Annotated in this window: 18 protein-coding genes and 2 pseudogenes; 8 read left to right on the top strand and 12 right to left on the bottom strand. The window is 45.9% G+C overall.

Going from position 1 to position 23,894, the window contains the following annotated elements:
* Nucleotides 1–46: 46 nt before the first annotated feature.
* From G519_RS0139635 to G519_RS0139610, 6 genes are all read left to right on the top strand, one after another.
* Complete coding sequence (locus tag G519_RS0139635; protein WP_127528267.1) at nucleotides 47–604, top strand: DUF4912 domain-containing protein; 558 nt, start codon at nucleotides 47–49, stop codon at nucleotides 602–604.
* The gene (locus G519_RS0139630; protein ID WP_051254153.1) at nucleotides 601–3,696 is read left to right on the top strand and encodes a 1,4-alpha-glucan branching protein domain-containing protein; all 3,096 of its coding nucleotides are present in this window, start codon (nucleotides 601–603) and stop codon (nucleotides 3,694–3,696) included. The genes G519_RS0139635 and G519_RS0139630 overlap by 4 nt, the downstream gene beginning before the upstream one ends.
* Nucleotides 3,697–3,917: 221 nt before the next feature.
* The gene (locus G519_RS0139625) at nucleotides 3,918–5,879 is read left to right on the top strand and encodes a glycoside hydrolase family 15 protein (RefSeq protein ID WP_029199240.1); all 1,962 of its coding nucleotides are present in this window, start codon (nucleotides 3,918–3,920) and stop codon (nucleotides 5,877–5,879) included.
* A gap of 277 nt (nucleotides 5,880–6,156) precedes the next feature.
* Nucleotides 6,157–6,735: a TetR/AcrR family transcriptional regulator gene (locus G519_RS0139620; RefSeq protein WP_029199239.1), complete on the top strand. Its 579-nt coding sequence runs from the start codon at nucleotides 6,157–6,159 to the stop codon at nucleotides 6,733–6,735.
* Between the two features lie 61 nt (nucleotides 6,736–6,796).
* On the top strand, nucleotides 6,797–7,942 hold the full coding sequence (locus G519_RS0139615; protein ID WP_244280369.1) for a cytochrome P450: 1,146 nt from the start codon (nucleotides 6,797–6,799) through the stop codon (nucleotides 7,940–7,942).
* Between the two features lie 99 nt (nucleotides 7,943–8,041).
* Entirely contained in the window at nucleotides 8,042–8,797 is a 756-nt protein-coding gene (locus G519_RS0139610) for a YheC/YheD family protein (RefSeq protein ID WP_029199237.1), read from the top strand.
* Nucleotides 8,798–8,892: 95 nt separating this feature from the next.
* Here the strand turns inward: G519_RS0139610 and tnpB are convergent.
* From tnpB to G519_RS46905, 3 genes and pseudogenes are all read right to left on the bottom strand, one after another.
* A pseudogene (tnpB, locus tag G519_RS46910) lies at nucleotides 8,893–9,995 on the bottom strand (IS200/IS605 family element RNA-guided endonuclease TnpB).
* Nucleotides 9,996–10,197: 202 nt separating this feature from the next.
* Nucleotides 10,198–10,344 (bottom strand): annotated as a pseudogene (locus G519_RS50995) (DinB family protein); the annotation flags it as partial.
* On the bottom strand, nucleotides 10,334–11,044 hold the full coding sequence (locus G519_RS46905) for a DUF6022 family protein (RefSeq protein WP_051254151.1): 711 nt from the start codon (nucleotides 11,042–11,044) through the stop codon (nucleotides 10,334–10,336). The gene G519_RS46905 and the pseudogene G519_RS50995, both read right to left, overlap by 11 nt.
* 111 nt (nucleotides 11,045–11,155) lie before the next feature.
* Here G519_RS46905 and G519_RS0139580 point away from each other — a divergent pair, with 111 nt between their 5' ends.
* Complete coding sequence (locus tag G519_RS0139580) at nucleotides 11,156–11,866, top strand: TetR/AcrR family transcriptional regulator C-terminal domain-containing protein (RefSeq protein ID WP_029199233.1); 711 nt, start codon at nucleotides 11,156–11,158, stop codon at nucleotides 11,864–11,866.
* A gap of 309 nt (nucleotides 11,867–12,175) precedes the next feature.
* Here G519_RS0139580 and G519_RS0139575 read toward each other — a convergent pair whose 3' ends face one another.
* From G519_RS0139575 to G519_RS0139535, 9 genes are all read right to left on the bottom strand, one after another.
* On the bottom strand, nucleotides 12,176–13,156 hold the full coding sequence (locus G519_RS0139575; protein WP_029199232.1) for a metallophosphoesterase family protein: 981 nt from the start codon (nucleotides 13,154–13,156) through the stop codon (nucleotides 12,176–12,178).
* 12 nt (nucleotides 13,157–13,168) lie between these two features.
* A complete protein-coding gene (locus G519_RS0139570) occupies nucleotides 13,169–14,428 on the bottom strand; it encodes a Gfo/Idh/MocA family protein (protein ID WP_029199231.1) in 1,260 nt (419 codons plus the stop codon).
* 19 nt (nucleotides 14,429–14,447) lie between these two features.
* Nucleotides 14,448–15,338, bottom strand: coding sequence for a carbohydrate ABC transporter permease (locus G519_RS0139565; RefSeq protein ID WP_029199230.1), 891 nt, complete (start codon nucleotides 15,336–15,338; stop codon nucleotides 14,448–14,450).
* Between the two features lie 18 nt (nucleotides 15,339–15,356).
* Entirely contained in the window at nucleotides 15,357–16,226 is an 870-nt protein-coding gene (locus tag G519_RS0139560; protein WP_409372039.1) for an ABC transporter permease, read from the bottom strand.
* 118 nt (nucleotides 16,227–16,344) lie between these two features.
* Nucleotides 16,345–18,051 carry an extracellular solute-binding protein gene (locus G519_RS0139555; RefSeq protein ID WP_029199228.1) on the bottom strand — a complete coding sequence of 569 codons (1,707 nt, stop codon included), beginning with the start codon at nucleotides 18,049–18,051 and terminating at the stop codon, nucleotides 16,345–16,347.
* A gap of 139 nt (nucleotides 18,052–18,190) precedes the next feature.
* Nucleotides 18,191–19,876 carry a response regulator transcription factor gene (locus G519_RS0139550; RefSeq protein ID WP_029199227.1) on the bottom strand — a complete coding sequence of 562 codons (1,686 nt, stop codon included), beginning with the start codon at nucleotides 19,874–19,876 and terminating at the stop codon, nucleotides 18,191–18,193.
* Entirely contained in the window at nucleotides 19,869–21,614 is a 1,746-nt protein-coding gene (locus G519_RS0139545; protein ID WP_029199226.1) for a sensor histidine kinase, read from the bottom strand. The genes G519_RS0139550 and G519_RS0139545 overlap by 8 nt, the downstream gene beginning before the upstream one ends.
* 149 nt (nucleotides 21,615–21,763) lie before the next feature.
* The gene (locus tag G519_RS0139540) at nucleotides 21,764–22,153 is read right to left on the bottom strand and encodes a glycine cleavage system protein H (protein WP_029199225.1); all 390 of its coding nucleotides are present in this window, start codon (nucleotides 22,151–22,153) and stop codon (nucleotides 21,764–21,766) included.
* A gap of 85 nt (nucleotides 22,154–22,238) precedes the next feature.
* Nucleotides 22,239–22,787, bottom strand: coding sequence for a peroxiredoxin (locus tag G519_RS0139535; RefSeq protein ID WP_029199224.1), 549 nt, complete (start codon nucleotides 22,785–22,787; stop codon nucleotides 22,239–22,241).
* A gap of 283 nt (nucleotides 22,788–23,070) precedes the next feature.
* On the opposite strand from G519_RS0139535, the gene G519_RS0139530 reads away from it, so the two are divergent.
* The gene (locus tag G519_RS0139530; protein WP_029199223.1) at nucleotides 23,071–23,862 is read left to right on the top strand and encodes a DUF2935 domain-containing protein; all 792 of its coding nucleotides are present in this window, start codon (nucleotides 23,071–23,073) and stop codon (nucleotides 23,860–23,862) included.
* The last annotated feature ends 32 nt before the right edge of the window (nucleotides 23,863–23,894 follow it).

The following is a 23,894-nucleotide window of genomic DNA, read 5'->3' as shown; positions in this document are numbered from 1 at the left end:
TGCTCAAGATCCTTGCAGTTTATTTCCATTAACTACCTGAGAAAAGGTGAGTCCGATACCTACCCAAGCTCTCTCTGTTGATCCAATGGATCGGGATACACTTTACTTGCTTATCCAGTCCCCAACTGTTCTTTTTGCCTACTGGCAGCTCTCTAGCAGAAAAATGAGCATGGTACAGGAACATTTCGATAAAGACTGGAAAGCGCTTCAGCCTACATTGCGATTTTATCATGTAACCAATCTACCTATTGATAGCAGCCAAGCTGAAAGCATCTTAGAACTTCATCTCCCCCCAGGAGATTCATGCTTTCTGAGCGGGTTTCACCCAGGCCAAAGTTACTTCGCGGATCTTGGCATTGTGAATGAACAGGGGCAGTTTCTCCCGCTTCTGCGTTCCAATACGATTCAGACTCCCCCTATAGATACAAATCAAGCATTTCCTTCTCAACAAATAACGAATGATCAACTACATACATACCGGCCTACTGCCGTTTCCTTTCAGCTAATAACGCCTGAAGCTAATGAGCATTTCTCTGCCTATTCGGTCTATTCACCGAAGAACGCATACTCAGCAGATACGGAATCTGGAGGCGATACTGATTGAGTACAAACCCTAACGCCAGCGCGAACACCAACTCTCATGCAGAAGGTTTCGTTGCCTTGCTTTTGCATGCCCATATCCCTTATGTGCGTCACGAGGAGGAGAACATCACCCTTGAAGAGCGATGGTTCTTCGAAGCCGTTGTGGATAGTTATCTTCCATTGATCGACATGATGGAGCGGCTTCTCGAAGATGAAGTACCCTTCCAACTCACATTGTCATTGTCCCCGACTCTGCTTGCCATGCTAGAGGATTCACGCTTAAAACAGAGGCTTCGCAGACATCTGGCATCGCTGTGTGAACTGGCTCAGCGAGAAGTTATTCGTCTCTGGGGCCATGCCGATTTCGGCCCTACGGCGAAGCTCTATGCCGACCAGTATCATCGGCTGACGGCGTTGTACGATCGCCTAAGGGGCGATCTGATTGGTAAGTTCCGCAGCCTAAGAAGCACAGGCTGCTTAGAAATAATCACGTGCGCCGCGACACATGCGTTCTTGCCGCTAGTCAAGAACGACGCCGCGCTTCGCGCGCAGCTCGAAGCCGCCGTAACGGAATTCCGGCGGCATTTTGGGTCCGCTCCGGCTGGCATCTGGCTGCCGGAGTGCGGCTATACGCCTGCGGTGGAGCCCCACCTGCAGGCACTTGGCCTTCGCTACTTCGTAGTGGACGCTCATGCGCACGCGCAGGCTGTGATCGCGCCGCAGGAAGGCGCGGCGAAAGCGAAGGTGAAGAGCGCAGTGGGGACGCCGCTGCGTACGCCGAGCGGCGTCTGCGCCTTTGCTCGGGACCTCGAAGCCGGCGCGCAAGTATGGAGCGCCGAAGTCGGGTACCCGAGCGATGCCAACTATCGCGAATACTATCGCGATATCGGCTATGACCTCGGCCAAGACGGCGGGGCCGAGTGGGAATACTTGAAGCCCTATGTGCTGCCAGACGGCGCACGCATCCATACGGGCTTCAAGTACTACAGCGTCACCGGTGCAGCCACTGATGACGACGTCAAAGCGCCCTACCACCCGACGCGGGCCGCTCAGAAAGCTCAGCAGGATGCTGAGCATTTCGTCGCTAGCCGGGTGGCGCAGCTGCGCCGCCTCGCTGAGGAGCGCGAGGCGCAAGCTCTCGCCGCCGGCGACCGCGATGCGCGGCCGGCGGAACCGCCGGTCATCGTATGTCCATACGATGCCGAGCTGTTCGGGCACTGGTGGTACGAAGGCCACCAGTGGCTTGAAGCTGTGCTGCGCGGGCTCACTGCCGCGCGCAGCCTTGAGGGCGTAGTCGTGGATACGACTACGTTAGGCGGCTATGCCGCCGCCCATGCGCCGACCACGGAAGCTTCGCTTCCTGTGTCGAGCTGGGGCCGAGGCGGCTACGCCGAGGTCTGGCTGCAGCCGCGCAGCCAGTGGGTTCATCCGCTGCTGCACGCGGCGGAGGATCGGATGGTGCTTGCTGCGCAGAAGCACCCGAACCCCGAGCTGCTCACGAAGATGCAGCAGCGTGCACTGAACCAAGCCGCGAGAGAGCTTATGCTCGCGCAAAGCAGCGACTGGACATTCATCCTAGATGCGGAAACGGTAACCACCTATGCGGCTAACCGAATAGAAACGCATTTATCCCATTTTCATAAATTACTTAACGGGCTAGAAACAGCAGCTTCGGACAAAGAGCTATCCGAAATCGTGATTTCCTTAGAACGGAGATCCCCTTTTCTACCGGAGCTCCATTACCGTCTTTTCCAAACTAGCCCTTCTATAAGTTTGAATAGTCCTTTGAATAGCTCTTTGAATTACTCTTTGAATAGCTCTATGAATAGCTCTTTGGATAGTACTTCATTAAAATTCTCACCCAATGCCAAGTCCACACCTCTGCGTATTCTCATGCTCGCATGGGAATATCCGCCGCGTGTCATCGGCGGTCTCGCCAGAGCCGTTTGCGACTTATCTAAGCATCTTGCTGCCTTCGGCCATGAAGTTCATGTCATTACTTGTCTTGCTCAAGATTGTCTCCCCTATGAACAGTCTAATGGGGTGCATATTCATCGTGTAGAGGTACTCCAGTCTGCTGGTGCCATTCACTTCTTGGATTGGGTATTTCAAATGAATATGGCTTTCACCGATGCCATCCATCGCCTAACTTTGCAAGGCATGCAATTCGATCTCATTCATGCTCATGATTGGCTTGTCTTTTATGCAGCCAAAGAATCCAAAAATGCGCTTCAACTCCCGCTCCTTGCAACGATCCATGCCACCGAGTACGGCCGAAATCAAGGGAAGCTGGATACCCCGGTGCAGCAACGGATCCATGCCTTAGAAAATAAGTTAGCCGACGAAGCTGATCAGCTCGTTGTCTGCAGCCTTTATATGCAGCAAGAGGTCATTCGCCTATTTCATGTACCTATCCATAAAATTACACATATACCTAATGGTGTTATTCCTTTTCGCACAACTGCTGTATCTATCGAACATGTTAATCCGCTTCTTTCAAAAGCTCTTTTTAGCGGTGCTCATCAGAATCGAACGATTGCTTTCCTCGGGAGGCTTGTTTATGAAAAGGGCGTGCATATCCTCCTAGCTGCCATGCGGCTTGTGCTCAAACGTTACCCCGATGCCAAGCTGATTATCGCGGGTACAGGACCTGAGCTTGAAGCATTAGAGAGATTAGCTGCTCCGTTAGGTGACCGGATCAGCTTTACAGGTTTCCTAGATGAGGCCGACAAAAGTCAGCTTTTGCTTTCCGCGGAGCTTTGTGTCATTCCAAGTCTCTATGAGCCGTTTGGTCTTGTAGCCTTGGAAGCCATGGCAAGCGGCACTCCACTCATCGTATCGGATACTGGCGGGCTTACTGAGATTGTCGATCATGGCATTAACGGCTGCAAAGTGTCCCCGGGGGATGCAAACGCACTCGCTTTTCAGATTGCCCAATTTTTTGAAAAGCCTGACGACGCAACCGAACTCGCTGCGGCCGCTTTGAGCAAAGTCAGTGAGACCTTTCATTGGGACCAAATCAGCACGTTGACAACAGAAACTTACGAAAAATTGATTCTCCATCACCCACAGAGGTCAGGTATATTCCCCAACCAAAAGGAAATAATGAAATAATATGGATAACTATGCCAGTTTGTAAGCGTGACCAGTGGGAATTTTCAGAATTTCTTCAAACAATCATTGATTCCTTGGTAATAATTAGGTAACCTATTGGCAAGCCCTGTGCTAACTATGTCCTAGTCACTAGCGAAAGAGGACGCGATATCCCAAGCTGGATACCTCAAGGACGGGTTCTGAATCGCGCGATCAAACAAACGAGTGGGGAAGTGATTTTATTGCCTAGACATCTGGTCATCGGAAACGGAAAATTTCTTATTAACCTCGATCAGCATTCCTACATGCGAGATCTGTATTATCCTTTCGTAGGCCAGCTTAACCATATTGGCGGCTATCAATGCCGTGTTGGTATATGGGTGGATGGTTCCTTCGCCTGGCTGAATGCCCCTGAATGGCAATTTAAACTTGCCTATGTCGAGGATTCGCTCGTCACCGAAGTGACAGCTACGCATCCCGGTCTTGGTGTCACTCTGCTCATGAATGACGGGGTTCATCAGCGCGAGGATATTTACCTCAAACGTATCCAAATTACGAATCACAATAGTACCGTTCGCGAAGTTCGGATGTTCTTCAATCAAGATTTGCTCATTAATGAGACAGAAGTTGGAGATACAGCCGCTTACTATCCAGCGAATAATACGGTATTCCATTATAAGAAAGACCGATATTTTATGTTTAACGGCAGTACAGGAACCGAAGGCATTTATCAATACTCTACAGGTGTCAAAAGGTTTTATAATGCCGAGGGGACTTGGCGCGACGCGGAAGATGGGCATTTGATGGGCAATGCCATTGCTCAAGGCTCTGTCGATAGCACCATTTCTTTCCGACTTTTCGTACCACCGAGCGCCAATCAAACGCTTTACTATTGGATGGGTGCAGGCAAAACGCTGGAGGAAGTCAAGAAGCTCGATGCCTATGTGAAAGACAGCCACCCCGGTAAACTCCTTGACCGCGTAACCGTGTACTGGCAAAGATGGGCAAACAAAATTGAACGCGATTACGGCGATCTGCCGCTCGAAGTTCAACGGCTTTTCAAACAAAGTCTGCTGCTTGTCAGGACCCAAACGGATGTAAACGGTGCAATCATTGCTGCGAACGATTCCGATATTATGCAAAGCAACCGCGATCATTACAGTTACATGTGGCCTCGTGACGGTGCTTTAATCGCTTATTCGATGTCCATGGCTGGCTACCAAGGTATGATTATTCCTTTCTTTAACTTCTGTGCGAACGTGCTGTCACCCGAAGGTTACTTGCATCATAAATACAATCCGGACGGCACCGTAGGCTCCAGTTGGCATCCATACATTCATTCCGGACGGATACAGCTTCCTATTCAAGAAGATGAAACTGCCCTTGTGTTATTTGCCCTTTGGCAGGATTTCCAGAAAAATGGAAGCCTCGAGTTTGCTCAATCCCTCTATCGCAATCTCATTCGCAGAGCGGCCAGATTCATGTCCACTTACATTGATCAGGAATTGAACTTGCCGAAGCCAAGTTATGATCTGTGGGAAGAGCGTTACGGTATATTTACGTTTACAGCTTCAGCGGTTTATGGCGGACTTATTGCCGCTTCCAACTTCAGCAACCTGTTCGGAGATGAAGAGCGAAGTAATCGTTACAAGCATACAGCGGAGAAAATCAAATCTGGCATTCTCAAGCATCTGTGGGACGAAGAAGAACAACGATTCGTTCGCGGCTTGTACATGGAAGATGGCGAATGGGTCAAGGATATGACGCTGGAAAGCTCCGTTTACGGCATCTTTGAATTCGGCGTACTGCCTGCTGACGATGACCGTGTAGTGAGCACGATGAAAGCCAACAAGGCTGGACTCATGATCAAAACCGATGTCGGGGGCTCCGCTCGTTATCATCACGACTATTACTTCCAACGCTCCACGGATATTGAAAACGTGCCAGGCAACCCATGGATCATCTGTACATTGTGGATTGCCGAATGGGAAATCGAGTACGCCAAGTCACTGGCGGATCTTGAAGCACCGCGTCAAACGCTTGAATGGGTCGTCAAACACGCAATGGAAAGCGGCGTTCTGTCGGAACAATTAGACCCTTTCACAGGTGAACCGGTATCCGTTGCTCCACTTACATGGTCACATGCTACTTATGTGCTGACCGTCGTGAAATACTTGAACAAGTACAAACAGCTTGCCAAGTGAACTAAGCTTTAACGTATTCTACCTCCCATGGATTTGAACACTTGTTCATTCCGGGAGGTTTTTTCATTAGATAAGAAAGTAAAAGTTTTATACTTTTGCTTCGCATCTAACTTGACAAACGCGCTCGTCCCTGAAGGACGACGGAGTCGTTTATCCTTGTTTCATTTTGTGCGCAAAATCTCCTCGTGTTCTCAATTGACATTTCTTTTTCCATTATGTTACACTTTTGTTGTACTGACCAGTCAGTTTTAACTTGAGTGTTGAAAGGCGGATCTCCTTGAGTAAAGAGAAAATTATCCAAACAGCGGTTGAAGTATTTTCAGAAAACGGTTACCATCGGGCGAGTATGGATGAAATTGCCTTGAGAGCAAATGTCGCCAAAGGTACGCTGTACTATCACTTTCCAGGAAAAGCCCAATTGTTTAAGACGCTTGTTAAGGATGGTTTTCAGGAGATTATTGATAAAGTTCAGGCCGATCTTAAAGCCAATTTTACTTTGGAAGAACAAATCAAAAGGATCATCAGGCACAATCTCGATCTGTTTTTGGAATCAAGCCGTTTAGCGCATATCGTTTTCAATGAACTATCTAACGGCATCGATCAGGAAGTGCTGGAAGAACTGAAGAAACTAAGGATCGACTACATTCATTTTCTTGCCAGCGTCTTGGAAGAAGGAAAGCATGAAGGTGTGCTTCGCGATGTTAACTGCAATTTGGCCGCGGCGGGGATCGTTGGGATGCTCGACAGTGCATGTAATTATTTTTTGAACAACAAGCATGAAGGGTCTCGTGATCAGATTGAACAATTCTTTTATACGATCATTACGTCAGGTTTGTTTTTGACTAGCGGTGAGTAACCGCCTCTTTTTTTGAGGTCTTCATACTGACTAGTCAGTTCAAATAATTAAGATGGAAGCGATGGTGAACCCTATGGATTGGAGAACGGTTAATGAATTGATCCCTTTATCTTATTTTAAAGAAATGCGTGCCTCCTCCCCCGTAACGTATAAAAAGGAGTACGATGCCTGGGACGTTTTCAAATACGAAGACGTCAAAGCGATTTTTTCCGATCACGAGCATTTTTCTTCGCAAGGTGCAAAAACGATGAAAGATCCAATTGAGGCGAGTGTTCTAAGACAGGATCCGCCCAAACATCGGCAATTGCGGATGCTCGTTTCTCAAGCTTTTGTGCCTCGGGTCATCGAAGTACTAACGCCTAAGATTGAGGCCATAGCGAATGCGTTATGTGACCAAATCGAAGCGAGCGGAAAGATGGATGGGCTTCATGATTTTGCAAGTCCGTTACCGATTATTGTTATTGCCGAAATGCTCGGTATTCCTCAGGAAGATCGAGAGCGTTTCAAAGAGTGGTCCGATGCGCTGGTAGGAAACAACTCCGAGCGATATTATCAATGCCAACAAGAGATGAGTGTCTACTTTACCGCAATAGCGGATCAGAGACGGCTTGAACCGCAGGATGATCTGATTAGTCGTCTCGTCCGTGTGAAGGCAGATGGCGAACAATTAACCGATCTCGAAGTGATCGGCTTCTGCATCCTGCTGCTTGTCGCAGGAAATGAAACCACAACCAACCTGATTTCCTCGGCACTGCTCCTCATCGATAGCCATGCAGATGTAAAAGAGCAGCTTTTGGCGGATCTCTCCTTGGTTCCACAGGCTTTGGAGGAAGTTCTTCGTTACTGTTCACCTGTTCAAACGATGATTCGCACGGTAAAAAAGACCACAGTTCTACGCGAGCAAATACTAACTCCCGGACAAATGGTCAACATCTGGATTGGCTCCGCCAACCATGACGAAGACACTTTTGAGCGTTCGGACATCTTCGACATCCACCGGAATCCTAATCCCCATCTTGCTTTCGGTCACGGCATACACTTCTGCTTGGGAGCGCAATTAGCTCGTTTGGAAAGTAAAATTGCCATTCAAACTCTCCTTAAACGATTCCCAGAGTTCCACCTCGATCGCTCCCATGTGTTGGAGAGGATTGACAGCTGGATGATGTTTGGAATCAAACAAATGCCTATTGTTTTGCGGAGATCATAGATTTAGATGGTACTCAAAGGTTGCGCCAAACACGTCTAGGCCAATGGAGTGACAAGCAATTATCATAAAGCGTATTCTGTGACATGGGAGGTTATCGCTATGAAATACAAGAGCCTATCAGTCAAAAGCAAATGGATTAAAACTAAATGGTTAATTAAGCATAGAAAGCTCAAAAAATTCATCCCTCGTACTATGCTATTCAACAGTAAAAATCTTGATTTGATGCTGTCGGCTTTTTCTACCATATATTTCAAACCTACCGACGGTACAGGTGGAGCAGACATCATTCGGATCAAAAGAAAAGATAGTGGGTATCAAATTCAACTTAAATCCGTTAAATCGTACTATTCAAGCAGGAAAAGTTTATACATCAAGCTTCACCGAATTTCAAAAAAAAGATCATTTTTGCTTCAGCAGGGTATACTCTTGGTCAGGACTAGTGGTAGACCATTTGACGTACGTGTTATGGTTCAGAAGACGACAAAGGGAAAATGGGTAAGCAGCGCTACATTCACGAAAATAGGCCGGGCTGGTAAGGTCGCTACGAACTATCATCAAGGCGGAAAACTTGGTTATTTCTTTCAAACAATGGCCGGAGCAGGATTTAAAAGCGCGTCTATCCGAAGAAAGAAAACAAAACTAGAATGGTTGGGATGTATCGTCGGAAATCAATTCGATAGTTATAAGAAAGGCTTTAGAGAGTTAGGCTTGGATGTTGCTTTAGATGTTAAAGGAAAACCTTGGATCCTCGAGGTTAACACCAAGCCCGCGATTTATCCTTTAAAGTACTTGAAGGATAAAAGCATGTATCGTCGTATTTTATCTTTTTCCAAGCAGTATGGAAGGTCTAATTGAAAGCTCACACGAATGAATTCGCATGATTCCTGGATCGTCTCCACTACTATAGAGAAGTAAACCAGGCGTAATCCGCATTTCCTGCGGGATGGTTCTTATCCGACAAGCAGACGAATGCCTTCGTGCTTAATATTTTGACTAGCATTGTGATCCCGATCATGGAGGCTGCCACATCCCATGCATGTCCATACCCGTAAGGCAAGATCCTTCACATCCGAATTACGGGTTCCACACACATGACAAAGCTGGCTGGATGGAAAGTTTTTCGCAACGACGCTGATCTTGCGATTATACCAGTCAGCTTTGTACATTAGAAAGGTGCGAAACATCGACCAGGAGACTTCTACAATGGATTTTGCCAATTTGTTATTTTTTATTAAGTTCGACACTTGCAAGTCTTCGAGGCAAATCGTTTGGTTTTAACGAATTAGCTTCGTTGACAGTTTGTGTAAAAAGTCTTTGCGGCAGTTGACGATCTTCTCGTGGATGCGGGCAATCTTGACTTTAGCTTTCTTCCAATTGTAGCCGCCATTGGTTCGGCGAGACAATCGTCGTTGCCAGAACGCCAACTGCTTTTCGTATTTGCTAAGATGCTTCGGGTTGGCGAACGCCTGACCATCGGAACAAACTGCAAACGTCTTGATGCCCAAATCAATGCCAACTACTTTAGCGATCTCCGGTAACGATTGTATCTCTGCTTCACAAAGGATCGATACAAAATATTTGCCAGCCGCATTTTGGCGAACCGTTGCAGAGAGGATGCGTCCATTCAGTGGTCTTGAATTTGCAAAACGAATACGTCCAAGCTTCGGAAGCTTGAGAAAGTGACCTTCAATAGCGATGTTTCCGTTGGTATACTTAGTGTAAAACTTTGAACAGGATTTTTACGACACTTGAAACGCGGATCCGCGTTTTGCCTTTTAAAGAATCGGTCAAAGCCGTCTGCCAGGTTACGGATAGCAGACTGCAAAGCAATGCTGTCCACTTCTTTGAGCCATTCGAATTCTTGTTTTAAAGCAGGGAGCTGTGTTGCACACGTGTTGTACGACAATCCCTTATTTGTTTCCGTAAAGGCTTGATTCCATTCCGCAAGGAAGCGATTAAAAACAAAACGGCAGGAGCCAAACGTTTTGCGAAGGAGGTTCTCCTGCTCCTTTGTAGGGTAGATGCGATAGCTAAACGCTTTATGGTATAGCAAAACAGCAACCTCCTTTCAATAGTAGCAGCACAACCATTATAGCACATATGTTCGTGCTTGAGTGACAATACCGCCGATTCATCTCATCACTAAAGTAACGAGTGTTCTCGGCTGTTCATAAATGCAGTGCAGCAGGCCACCGCGTTTATCAGCGGCAGCCTGCTTGATCTTTGTTATGAAGCTATCGTTTTAGGCCGAAAGACTAGTCCCATACCTTTGGACGTTCAATTCCTGCTGTTCTCATATAATCCAGTAGTTGACCGGTATGAACAGATTCGTGGTAAGCAATCCTCATCAACATATCTCCTAAAGTACGAATATACCCCGCGTCGCTTCGATTAATCTTTACACCACTCCCCTTTTTTGATTAAGTCATTCAGCGGGCGTTTGAAGTACGCAATCATTTTGCCTCCAACCGGAACGACGGTTACAAGTTCCCAGCCGTATCGCCCCCAATGGCCCAGCGTATCGTCCAAATTCCAGCTGTACAGCTGACCGTCTGCTGTGGATTTTAGTCCATCTCCGATTGAAGTATCTGTCGCGTATTCGAACTGCTGACTAGGGAAGGATTGTAATTGCGGTTGAGGCATTCGTTCCTCCCTTAAATCCCAGCGAATTCGGGTTGAAGCATCCGAGAGTGCGGCGATAATAGCCTCCCGATCCGTAACTTCAAGTGCCAGCAGCCTCGGTGCTCTTGGCATGAAGAACGAGTGGTGCGAATGATAGACCTGCAGCACCAATGTGCCCAGCTCTTCACCTTCCGCTGTCTTCACGACATACCATACGCAGCGTTCCCTTTCTTCAGGCGGTCCCCAGTTTTCAATGGAATCCTTTAAGTTGAATCCGCCTCTGATGATGAAGCCATCCGCGGCAAGCCGCTCTGCGACCGGCGCCATAAATTGTTGAATCCACGCGCCATAGGCGCGATCGCCAAATTTCTTGAACATCTCGGTCAGTTCATCCTTCTCTTCGTCAAAGACTGTTTTCCATGCATGGGATAAAATATCCCCGGCGGTACGGGCAATGGACTCAATTGTGGTCGTTTGCATGCTTATGCACTCCCCTTCATTTAATCTAACAGTGATAAATAATAATATAATACCGTTAGATTAAACTCTTGTGTTATACTTGTCAAGAGATAAAATGGAAGGTGACCTGACATGGCAAGAAGAAGAATTCATCCCTTAACGACAGATGAGGCCACGAATCGAAGTGAGCCGCTTCACACGCCTCTCGACCGTGCCCGCATTGTCGGGATTATGCTGGAACTGCTGAAAGCCGAGGGCTTGGATGGCATCAGCATGCGCAAAATCGCCGACTCACTAGGCGTGAAAGCCTCATCTTTGTACTACCATGTGAAGGACAAAGAACAGCTGCTTCATCTCTTGGCAGAAGAGATCAGCACCAAGATTGATTTTCCCGATACCGCTTTGGATTGGAAAATGCAGTTGCGCCTCTGGTCGATGAGCTTCCGCCTAAGTCTGCTGCAATACCCAGACGCCGTGCACATCATGAACGCGACACATGCGGCAAGCCCTAACCGTTTGGCCCATATCGAATTTCTGTTTCGTGCGCTCGTCGAAGCTGGATTTAAGGATGACCAAGTACCGTGGCTTGCATCCATGCTCAAGAACTTCATCTATGGCTTTGTCGATGAAGAATGCCGATTGCGGGATCGTACGAAGTTTTCGGAGGATAACCAGAAAGAATCGGAGACAAGATTCAAAGAGATTGATGCATTGCCCAAGGAGCGATATCCACACTTTATCCGCCTAGCCGCTTATACGACTTCTGTTAATTGGGAAGAAGAGTTTTCGTTCGGGTTGGATGTGCTGCTTGCAGGTTTCGTTGATAAGCTTGCAAGCGGCTAACACTAGTTATTAAATACAAGATTGGCTGTTCCGGACGTGTACAGTGCCTCTGTTTTCACTGTTGCACTACATGGAAAATCTCCCGTTATTTCTGATGTTTCTCGTTGAATAGCGATTCCCCCCTAAATTAGAGGGAGATTTGCAGTTAGATGTCCATTTAGAGCAATTAACGCCAAATGAACTGGAGGAATTCCTGTTAGATTTCGCTCCATATCGAAACAAAATAAAGGCTGCTCGCTAGGTTATTAACCTTTTGAGTCAGCCTCTTTTTTCAGACCTGATATCCCTACCGTAACAGCCGAAAAGTACTCACTGGGCTTTCCTGCCTTCCGGCCGATGCTCCGGCTGCTCTACAACGACAGTTCCGTCATTCTGACGAATCCACGTATCGAACCGGCGCTCACCCTCTATCAATCGAATGATTCTCGCTCCTGTAGGCACCAGGTCGTGACGCACACCATCCACGTAGCTTACATATCTCGTCGACCGTCCGTAGCAAAGCCTAATACCATGAAGTGTTCCCCAAAAATCATTGCCGTGGTCGTGACCGACGAACGTCCCCATGACATCGCCAATCTCCACCATTGCCGCAAACATACCCGAGTTAATCGAAGGAGTAGAGCAGCAAGAGTCATAACGATGCCCATAGCATACTTGAAAATCCCACACATCATTGTACTCTGGTAGGGGAATGTGGAAGAAGGCGAGCGCAGGCAGCGGTTGATCATCGCTTCCCCTTGTCAGCTCTCGCGACTTGCCCACATACCAGTCGATTTGATCTCTGCGAATCCAGTCATATCCGCCTACCCGATCGCCGATTAATGAGTAGTCGCCGCTATCCACGAAATATAGCGCCGCAGCCGTGTCATCGTTCTTGCCTGCCACAGTGACCACAAAATTCCCGGCCCCGTTAACGCCTTCTGGATCCGGTTCCGCCACGCAATATTCATGCTGCAATTGCAGTTCATGCATCGTTTTCCTCGGCACTTCGCCCTCCGAGTCGTGATTGCCGAACACAGCTGCCCATGGAATGCAGCTCATCTCTGCTACATCAACGGCTTGGCGGAATGAGTGAATCGGATCTCTCGCCCGGTTACTCGCGATTACATCACCGGCAAATACAATGAGATCGGGCTTCTCGGCTTCGATGATTCGTTCCATAAGCGCTCTTGTCTGTGAATCATACTTCGGTGTTTCCGGGTCATAATCAAATTCGTCGAGAAATTCCACATCGGAAAATTGTACGATAACAAACGTACCATCGTCTCGGAATTTTAATCGTTTTTTCATCGTCAGCCTCACCTATGCTCCGTCATATGTAAAATCTCTCATATTGACCACTCTTCGATCTACCCTTGACCGCTCCGCTGCAAATGCCATTAGGTGGCTTTGCACCGATTGAGCTGCTGAAGTTAACCCATTTCCTTGCCCGCCCTGCTGAACCAACTTCACAAAATCGCGGATCAGGCCGAAGTCACCGCCTCCGTGACCAATGTGCCCTCCCGGATTTTCAAGTGAGATTTGCTTTGTCGTGCCTGTTTCAAAATCAATCACTTCAATCTCATTCTTCTCCATAGCGGCGCGAATTTCGCCTTTCGTTCCCATCAACTTGAGGGTTCGACTGCAATCATTCGTAAATGCGCTCATCGTAAAAGCAGCCGTCACTTCGTTAGCAAACTCCAAATTGACCACTTGATGGTCAACGACATCATTATCACAATGGTAGACACATCTTCCATACGGCCCCTCTTGCAGTGCCTTTGTGCGGGCTTCTAAGCTAGGATCATCGCTGATCGCAGAAGTAGGCCATTCTATATCGTCCGTAAGATACACTTTAGGCGCATAGTATAAACATTGATCCGAGACTGGGCATCCGTCCAAGCATCGCTGCGGCGCTCCCTCCGGGGCATTCTCCTTTTTAAAATGAGACAACGATCCGAAAGATGAAACATTGGTGCAATCCGCCCCTGCTAGCCAAAGGATAATATCCATGTCATGACAAGATTTGGCCAAAATCATAGGACTCGATTCGGCGGTTTTGCGCCAATTGCCTCTGACAAAGCTGTGCGCCTGATGCCAATACGCGACATTCTCATTATGCACTATGGACATGAGCTGGCCAATCGTTCCCTCGTTCAACAACCTTTTGATTGTTCCGAAGAAATCGGTATAGCGGAGAACATGGCAAATCGAAAATACTCGCCCATATTGTTCCGAACGCTCACCCATACGGATACATTCCTGAGGATCGGGAGACATCGGTTTTTCGAGCAGTACGTGGTATCCCGCTTCCAACGCTTTCATCGTCGGTTCATAGTGCATGTTGTCCTGCGTACAAATAAGGACGGCATCCGCCAGTTGAGGTCCCGTCAATAAATCCTCCCAGCTCTCAAAACACATCTCATCCGATAATCCGTGCTGCAATTTAAACTTCTGGCTTCTCTGCTGGTTCGGTTCCGCAACGGCAACTACCTGCAGCTCATCCGGATGTTCCAGCGCATACCCCATATAATTGACGCCTCTTTGCCCAGCGCCGATTAATGCAATTGTTATTTTCCCCATTGTCTATCCCGCCTTATTGTTATTCCTTCACACTGCCTACTGTCATTCCTTTGATAAAATATCTTTGCACAAACGGGTAAACCATGAGAATCGGCAGCGCACCCATGAAAATCTGTGCAGTTCGCAGCGTTTTCTCGCTGAGATTCTCCAGCTGCTTGAGCTGCTCGACATTAACGGACTGCATTTGTGCGTTCATGGCTGTTATTAAGGTGGAAAGGTACGTTTGCAGCGGATATTTGTCCGGCGAATTCATATAGAGAATGCCGTCAAACCAAGAATTCCAGTGTCCTATTATGGTGAAAAGCCCAATGGTTGCAATCGCTGGCAACGATACAGGCAAATATATTTTCCACAGCAGCGTCCAATGGTTAGCCCCGTCGATCGTAGCCGCCTCTTCCATTTCCTTCGGAATGCCTCGGAAGAAGTTCAGCATCATAATCATATTCCATACATTCAGTGCTCCAGGCAAAATAAGCGCCCAGATCGTATTAATCAGTCCTGTCGACTTCACGATCATATACGTCGGAATAAGTCCTCCGCCCAAAAAAATCGTAACCGCAAAAAACCACACATACACAGTTCGGGAGCGAAACTGCTCCGTCTCTTTGGCAAGCGGATAGGCAGTAATGAAAACCAGAAACATGTTGATTACCGTTCCAAGCACGACCCTTTCCACCGAAACACGCAGAGACCTAATAAACTCCACCTTATGTCCGAGATAAATGTAAGCATCGAGTGTAAATCCGATCGGCAGCAGCTTAACTTCGCCGGCCATCGCCGCCGTATTGGAACTTAACGATACGGCCAAAAGGTGAATGAACGGCACAATCCCTATAATTGTTATGAATGTCAGTACCAAAGCATTCATCACGACGAAAAGCTTCCTGCTTAGCGATGGTTTATAAACCATATGAAATCCCCCAGCCGTCTAAAATATTCGATAATTGCTGAATTTGTACGCAAGATAGTACGATAACGATACCAATCCGACGGATATGGCAGACTTAAATAACCCCACCGCCGCAGCAGGGGCGAACTGTTGGCTGAATAGACCGAGCCTGTAAGTGAACGTGTCAATAATATCAGCACCCTGATAAACGGTTGGATTATACATGATCAAGATTTGATCAAATCCTGCGTTCAAAATATTGCCCAAACTTAATGTGCTCATTAGAATAATGATAGGCATCATTCCCGGCAAAGTGATATGGATCATTTGTTTCCATTTGCCAGCGCCATCTACTTCTGCAGCCTCGTAAAGACTTGCGTTGATGCCTGTAATAGCAGCCAGGAAAATGATCATATTATAGCCCATACCTTTCCAAACATCCGAACCGACCATGATAGCTCGAAACCAATTGTTGCTGCCCATGAACATAATCGGTTCCAGACCGAAGCTTGACATCAGGTCATTAACGGGTCCCCTTAAAGAAAATAACTCAAGAATGACCCCGCCCAACACGGTCCACGCGAGGAAAAATGGTAAAAAAATGCTCGTCTGGATCATTCGCTGAAACCATTTTTTTGTAATTTCATTCAGTAAAAGCGCCAATACGAGCGGAACGAGTAAGGAAAATACAATTTTCAAAGATGATATGAGTATCGTATTCCACATGACCTGATGAAAGTCCGGCAGGTTGAATACATATTTAAAGTTTTTGAACCCGACCCATTTCGATTTAAAAAAACCAAGCACGGGCTCAAACTTTTGAAAAGCCATCACCACGCCCAGTATAGGGCCGTAAGCATATACAAGTGTTACCAACACGCCGGGCAGCAGCATCAGATGCAGCGGCATTTCTGTTTTTATTCTCAACTGTGAAGCCTCCAATCGCATACAAATTCAAACGTTCCTTTTTCATAAAATAGGGGAGAGATTATAAGACACTCCTCTCCCCCCCGTTCTATGGTTCACCTTATTTTACGGCATTCTTCGTGTACCACTCGTTGACTTCCTTCGTAATATCGTCTCCGCCAAGCTTCTTCCAGCTCTCAACGTATTTGTCGAACTCGCTTACAGGTGCACCCATAATGATTTTGGTATACGTTTCGTCGAGAAGTTTATCCAGCTGCGCTCCCTTTTCGACCTGCGTTTCCGTCGGAACACCGTAGAACTCGTTAAAGAACACTTGCTTGCTGTCACGAATTTGGCGCGTTATGCCCCAACCGCCATTTTTGGCTGCACGGCTGTAGTATTGACCCCAGTTGGAGCCTTTGGTTGCGTTCGTCGTATCGCCTGCAAGGAACTCTTTGGTTGCCTTAAATACGTCCGCGACATTTTTATAGTTATCATCATTGAGTGTAATCGCATCTTGTTTGGCATCCAAGGCCTTGTTAACCTCTGTGTAAATGGTTTCAATTTGAGCAGGATTGTAGATTCTAGGTACGAACCAGTTATAGACATACCCGTTTTCCGCTTTGTTTTTCTCCAGATACTGCTTTTTACCCATTTCGAGGTAGAAGTTTATCATCTTGAGCGCAGCTTCCGGATTTTTCGCTTTTTTGTTTACAGCAATAATGTGGCTCATCCGTACTTTGCCCACCATCGATTTCCCTGGCTGACCATCCAGCGAAGGAATTTGATAAGCTTCCCACTCCGCATTGGGATCCTTATCCTTGTTTATATTGAGCGGCCAGTTCGGGTACCACCATTCACCGTACGAAATACCGACCCTGCCGGCAACGATATCTTCCACAACCTTGTTCTCGTCTTTCAGCGCAAATTCCTTATCAATTAGCCCTTTTTGATACCAGGACTGAAGCTTGGCCAAAGCATTTTTCGTTTCAGGCTGGATTTCACCCGCTGCAAGCTTGCCGTCTTTTCCTTTGATCCAAGCTTTTGGAGCCGTACCATAGCCGTTAAAAACACCCCGCGCATCAAATCCCCAACCAATGAGGGTTTTCTGCATCGCAATGCCATACCGATCATTTTTGCCGGTTTTGCCAGGGTCATTTTTGACAAATGCATCTGCTATTTTTTCCAAATCGTCAATTGTTTTTGGAGGCTGCAGGTTGAGATTATTCAACCAATCCTTTCGAATCCACAATAGCTGTGTCGATAAATACGGATCCTCGAAACCAGGAATACCCAAAAGCTTGCCATCGGTTGTTGTGGTCTTCATAGCAAACCCGCCGTCCACCTGCATATACGTTTTCAAAGCAGGCGAAGCGTATTTATTATAAACATCCGTCAGATCTGCAAGCATGCCCTGACTTTTCAATTTCTCAAATTGCAGTGCATCCAAATCTAAGATGTCCGGCAAATCTGCGGAAGCAAGAGCAAGAGAAAACTTTTGCTCGTATTGTTCGGTCGGTACGCTCCACAAATATTTCAAATCAATATTCAGCATTTCTTTCAAATCTTTCAGATAAGCATTCTGATCGGGCGTAATTCCCTTTGGCGTCTTAGGGTCTTCCGGAGGACGGAAACCTAGCACTTCGGTAACGGTGACTGGTTGAGCGTATTTACCCAACGGATCTACGGTTTCGTTCTTTTGGGTATTGGCAGTTTGCTGCGGCGTACTTGTAGAGCTTGAAGCGCTTTCATTTTTGGTACTGCAAGCCGCTAACGATGTAACCATCAGTGTAGTCATGAGAACAGAACTGACCAGCTTTCTTTTCATGTTTTACCCCCCATATTTTCGCGAATTGAGAACTAATGTTGTTAACGATCTATGGTAAAGGCTCGAGCTTTACACTTTTATTGTAATGCCGTGGGGCGAATAGCCGCTATAATAAACTATTTACATCGTTCTGTTTTGTTTACTTCCTCGTTTTATGAATGATTGCATCCCGAAATTCCTGTGGTGACATCTCTTTCATTTTCCGAAAAAATGCCGTGAAGTAGGAAGGAGATTCAAATCCCAATTTCAAAGCAATTTCATTGATTTTCACCTGCATGTCCTCAAGCATGCTCACCGCTGCTTCCGCTTTGGCTGAATTGATGTAGTCGGAAAGATTCCGCCCGGTAAGCTGCTTATAAAATCGTGAGAGATACGAAGGATTAAAATAGACCACTTCAGCGATTCTCGCAAGGGAAAGATCGCCACCCAAGTTTTCGTTAATAAACCTGTGAATGCGCTCAACTAACAAATTCTCGCCCTTGTCAACTTGCTCTTTTTTCTCCATGCATATCTGTTTACCCAGCTCTAAATAAAAGGCTTCCGTAGTTAGCCAATCACCGGGAATGTCCATCATGGCAAAATTTTCGAAATGACTGTGCTCCTTGATTCTTTCCGTAATGTTTTGCCCATTGATATAGGCTAAGAAAACAAGCACGAACATATAGTACCTTTCTAGACCGACCAGGTAGTTTTGAGCTATTTCATCTTTCAAGCTGTTGATCAAATCCCTACTGACGATTTCAGCTTGCTGCACGTCCCCTTCATCCAGCCTTTTTTCAAGCAATCGCAGTTTTTTGCTGAACTCATCCGAGTAAGCGGAAACCTTCGCAGGTTCTACTTTGAAAAATTCGTTCGTCATACCGAGGTCCATGATCGTCATTTTGAGCCCAGCAGCGGATCTTTTCTTCATCATCGCTTTCATAAGTTCAAATTCCTTATGGATACTGTCCCATTCGACTGCTCCCCTTGAAATGATGAAAGAAACGTCCATTTGAAGCAGATCGCGGCACGCATTTTGAACCGATTCGAGTATTCCTTTCCAATAGGTGACAAGGCCTCCCCAATCGATGGCATCGTCTTCACTTCGAAACCTGTCCGTATCCGAATTCAGCTGAATGAACCAAACAATCGTCGAATTTTCATACACAATATCTTCATTTATCATCGAGGAAGGCAAGTATTGCTCAACTAAGTTCCTAACGGAGTACAGCGTGTTTCGTTTATTGGCGTACGACATGCCTTCCGGCCAACAGTCCATTTTGCCAACAAGGATCAATACAGGGGCATCCCCCTTCAGCTTTAATGCTTGTCCCGCAAATAGGTCTTCAGATAAAAGATCGGCTACATTTTCGCCTAAAAGTAATGCCTCGAACATTTCCTTATTCAATAGCGGTGCCATGACCAGCATTTGCTTCCGGGCCTTATCCACAAGATCATTGTTCATGAGCTCATCCTCTATTTTCGATAACGCATTGGTAACCGCACCGATGACAACCTTGTCTTCTTCCGTTTTCAAAATATAGCTTTCCACATTTTTTTGAATGGCCGTGTACACATAATCAAACTCGTTGTGCCCCGTCAGGAAAATAATTTTACAGGAAGGCCAATAAAATAAAATCTCATCCATCAACTGCAAACCGTTCTTCTCCGGCATGCGAATATCGCTGAGAACGACATCAATCTTCGTTTTTTTGATAATTTCAATCGCCTCAAATGCGGAGTAAGCCTTGCAGATGTCGAGATCGAGCTCCTCTCTTTCCTGAAACATCTGGACAAGTCCTTCGACAATTGCCGGCTCGTCGTCAACAATTAATAGTCTATGCATCGCTGCCGCCCCCATAATTGAATTGAATAATGATTTCTGCTTTAAGGCCTCCATATTCACTACGGGATACGAATAGCCCGCTGTGCTCGCCATATTTCAGCCGGATTCGATTACAAACATTGATGATGCCTGTCTTCTCAAGCACATTGAAGGAATTCGCAAGATTTTCTCCCAGAGAATGAATCTGCTCATCCGTGATTTTATTTCCATCATCTTCCACACACATGCACAATCTATGATTCTCACACGTCACTGTGATATGGATACTGCCGCCTTTGCGTTCGTTCTCAAAAGCATGCTCAAATGTGTTTTCGATAATAGGCTGCAGAATCAGTCGCGGTACCATGAGATGTTTGCACGCATCGGGAATTTCATCCGCTATGACTTGAATCCGATTGGAGAACCTAATACGTTGGATTTCCACATAATCCATGGCATGTCGATATTCCTTGGCGAATGGTACCTCATCCTCACCGCTTCTTGTAACAAACTGATAATAACTGCCCAGCTTCTGAGCAAATGTGGCAACCGTTTCATAATCTCTAGCCTTACACATCATGTAAATATTGAAAAATCCATTGTAGAGAAAGTGTGGATTGATCTGCGACTGCAACTGCTTTAATTCGGAATGCTGCAGCGCTATTTTTTGTTCATAATTTTGTTGAATCGATTGTTTCAGCTTGTCTATCATCTTGTCAAAGCTTCTATAGAGGTAACCGAACTCAATGTCATTTTTCGGCCTTATCGAAATGTTCAGGTTATCCGTTTCCAGCGTTTTGAACGCCGCAATCAACTCTCTCAGCGGATTGTGAATCATCATTTTGACTGAAAATGAAAAAACAAGAATGATGGCCATCGAGACCACAGACATAATGATTAGCCAAACATTGAATTTCTTGAGAGACCCGGTGAGTTCATTTTGATTTACATAGGAGTAAAGTGTTAGTCCGAGCGTACTTATTCGGTTGTAGGCGACCCAGTAACTTTGATCTCTGACAGTAAGGACATTGCTATCCAAAGTTTTGTTATTCTGCTCTTTAGAAACGGTATTGTATATACTTTGGACAATGGCGTCTTCATGCTTAGGTGATATATCGAAACGAAATGTTTCATTTGTTAGAACAGCACCGGCATCGCCATAATTTCCTACTAGTTGGTTCAGTGTCTTTTCCAATTTTTTAACGGATAGCTCCAGATAGACGATGACACTTGAATTATTTGCAAACTCGATAAAAAACAATCGGCCATTGCTGTAGTATAAGGATGGTTTAGGCGAATAATTAAAAAATTGTTCAATCACCTCATACTCCTGATTCGGCAGCTCAGTGATTCCGCTTTGCGTAGAGATCGTTCTACCAAATGATTTCAAATATACCCCGGTATTGAGCAAATACTCACTGGAGTTCTGGATGGTGGCCAATCGTTCCTTTACTCTTTTTACGAGTTGAATTTCTTCATAGTCATCAAGTGTGCCTGATAAAAAGTTTAGCTTCTGGAGATCGGAATCGTTGATGACCTGCAGCTGCTGGTTTCGGATGAATGAAATTTGATCATCTAACTGGTTTGAGTAAAATTGTACTTTGGACTGGATTGAATTCGAAAATTCCTGTTTGATAAAGGATTGCCCCATCATATTCATCAACAGGTTTACCAGGTAGACAGGAATAATCAATGCGGTGAACACGATAATGACTTTTTGAAAAACGTACAATTTGGGCAGCTTTATTGGTTTTTTCACATTTCCTCCCGGTTGGACACTTCATATTTCGATCACCTCTCATCATACCAAAAATTTTTATGGAAGCGTCTACCTTATATGCTAAATAAAAAAAGAATGCTGGACCCCAATGAAGCGGTCTTGCATTCTTGACTTTTAAGACCCCGTACTCAGTCTTCCAACGAAAACTCTCGTGTATAAGCTTCCTCTTCCCATAGCTGCTCCAGTTCGGCTTCTTGACTCCACTGAATCGTGAATAGCCAGCCCTTGTCATAGGGGGATTCGTGAATCAGCATTACCGCTCTTTCCAGCAGCCGATTAACTGCTGTTATTTGACCGGATAAAGGGACTAGGAGATCGTGTTCGTCATCCGCCACAGTCTCAACAGAGCCAATGAATTCCCCTTTTCTCACATGCGTATCCTGATCTGGGAGCTCGATATAAACAATCATACCCAGCTCGCTAATGCCGTACTCCGTTAACCCGACAACCGCTTTTTCCCCATCCAGCCGAATCCAGTAATGATCTCTTGTATATTTTAGTTGTACTGACACTGACACGCCCAATTCCTCCAAGCCTAAGGAAAAGCTCCTCTGCCCGCATTCGCATGAGGGCAAGAGGAGCTTCGTCATCTTGATATCAAACTTATTTTACAACCAGGTTTTTGTCGCCTGGTTTCCAGTTCATTGGGCACAATCCGCCGGATTGAAGCGCTTGAAGCACACGAAGTGTTTCTTCTACGCTGCGGCCTACGTCGTTGTGGTTAACAACTTCGTATTTCAATTCGCCTTCTGGATCGATGATGAACAGACCGCGAAGCGCGATACCTTCTTCTTCGATCAGAACGCCGTAGTCACGTGCTACGGATTTCGTGATGTCAGCAGCAAGGGGGAATTCCAATTGGCCAAGACCATTATCATTGATTGGCGTATTGATCCAAGCTTTGTGCGTGTGGATACTGTCGATGGAAACACCAAGAATCTCAGTGTCCAGTTCTTTGAACTGGCTAGCAGCATGACTCAAAGCTGTGATTTCTGTAGGACAAACGAATGTGAAGTCCAATGGGTAGAAGAACAATACTAACCATTTTCCTTTGTAATCAGACAAAGAAACTTTACCAAATTCTTTACCGTCACCTGTAGCTGTCTCCATTGTAAAATCTGGAGCTTGTTTACCAACTAAACGCTCTGCCATGGGTATAATTCCTCCTCAAATCTATCTTATTCGTATAAAATGGTAACATTGGACTAGATGAAAGTCAATAATTAGATCGGATACAACATAATAATTATTATAATATATGGAGAGCTGATGAACATGAACGATTCCGCTTTCCTATGTAAGTATTTGGTTGCCCTGTTCGCCGCGGCATGGCTGATGAAAGTCACTCGCTGTCCTATTTTCACGACATCTGCATAAGCGCCATCTCCTAAGATTATACATAGAGTATTAGAACTTCTGGAGGAGTGTGTCGGAATTGTCAAATGAATTTGTTAGTCGTTCGTTGGATGAGATACGATTCTGGTCACGCATTATGAAAGAGCATTCTTTATTTCTGAAGCTGGGATTTCGGTGTGAGGATACGCAGTTAATCCAAGAAGCCGACCATTTTTATCATACTTTTGAACAAATAGAAGCCAAATCCCATGCATTTACGGAGCTAACTGATCCTGAGCAAATCAAACGCTTTAACATGGAAGCTCACTTTGCCGCAACCCATATTTGGGCTTTTAAACGAAGGGTTTTGGGTCTCATTATCCAATGTAAACTTCCTGGCGGCAACAATTTGCCTTTATTAGTTGATCATACCAGCAGAGAGGCCAATTATTTTAGAAATCGATTAGAGGAATTGAATGCTGGTCGATTAGAACCGCTGCCCGATGCGATCATTGATGAAAATGTTTTCTTCTTGAGAATAATGGCTGACCATGCGAAGTTCATCGGACATCTTCTTGATCCTTCCGAACGAAAACTCGTTGAGCAAGCTCGCAACTTTAGTCAAGATTTCGACCAGCTGCTCTTTCAAGCCATTGATTTAAGCGGAATGCGTCCTGGGTCCCAAACAGAGCCGCTTCTGGGTCAATTCCTTGATCAGAATCGAGTTTCTGTCGTGTCTCTGCGTGATTTCAAAAAAACAGCAAGGGATCTAATCGATGCTTGTCGTATAAAAAGTATCATCCATCCGTTACTTGCTGACCATGTGTTTCGTGAGGCAGAAAGATTCCTATCTATCATTGATATGTTTGAAGCCAGCTTAACAAGAAAATAAACTTAACACTAGATACTCTATCTGTCAGAGGT

Origin of the sequence: Paenibacillus alginolyticus DSM 5050 = NBRC 15375 (genome assembly GCF_000422905.1) — a bacterium.
GTDB classification, from domain to species: domain Bacteria; phylum Bacillota; class Bacilli; order Paenibacillales; family NBRC-103111; genus Paenibacillus_E; species Paenibacillus_E alginolyticus.
Note: the sequence above shows the minus strand (reverse complement) of the source record. Positions and strands in the feature narration are given on the sequence as shown.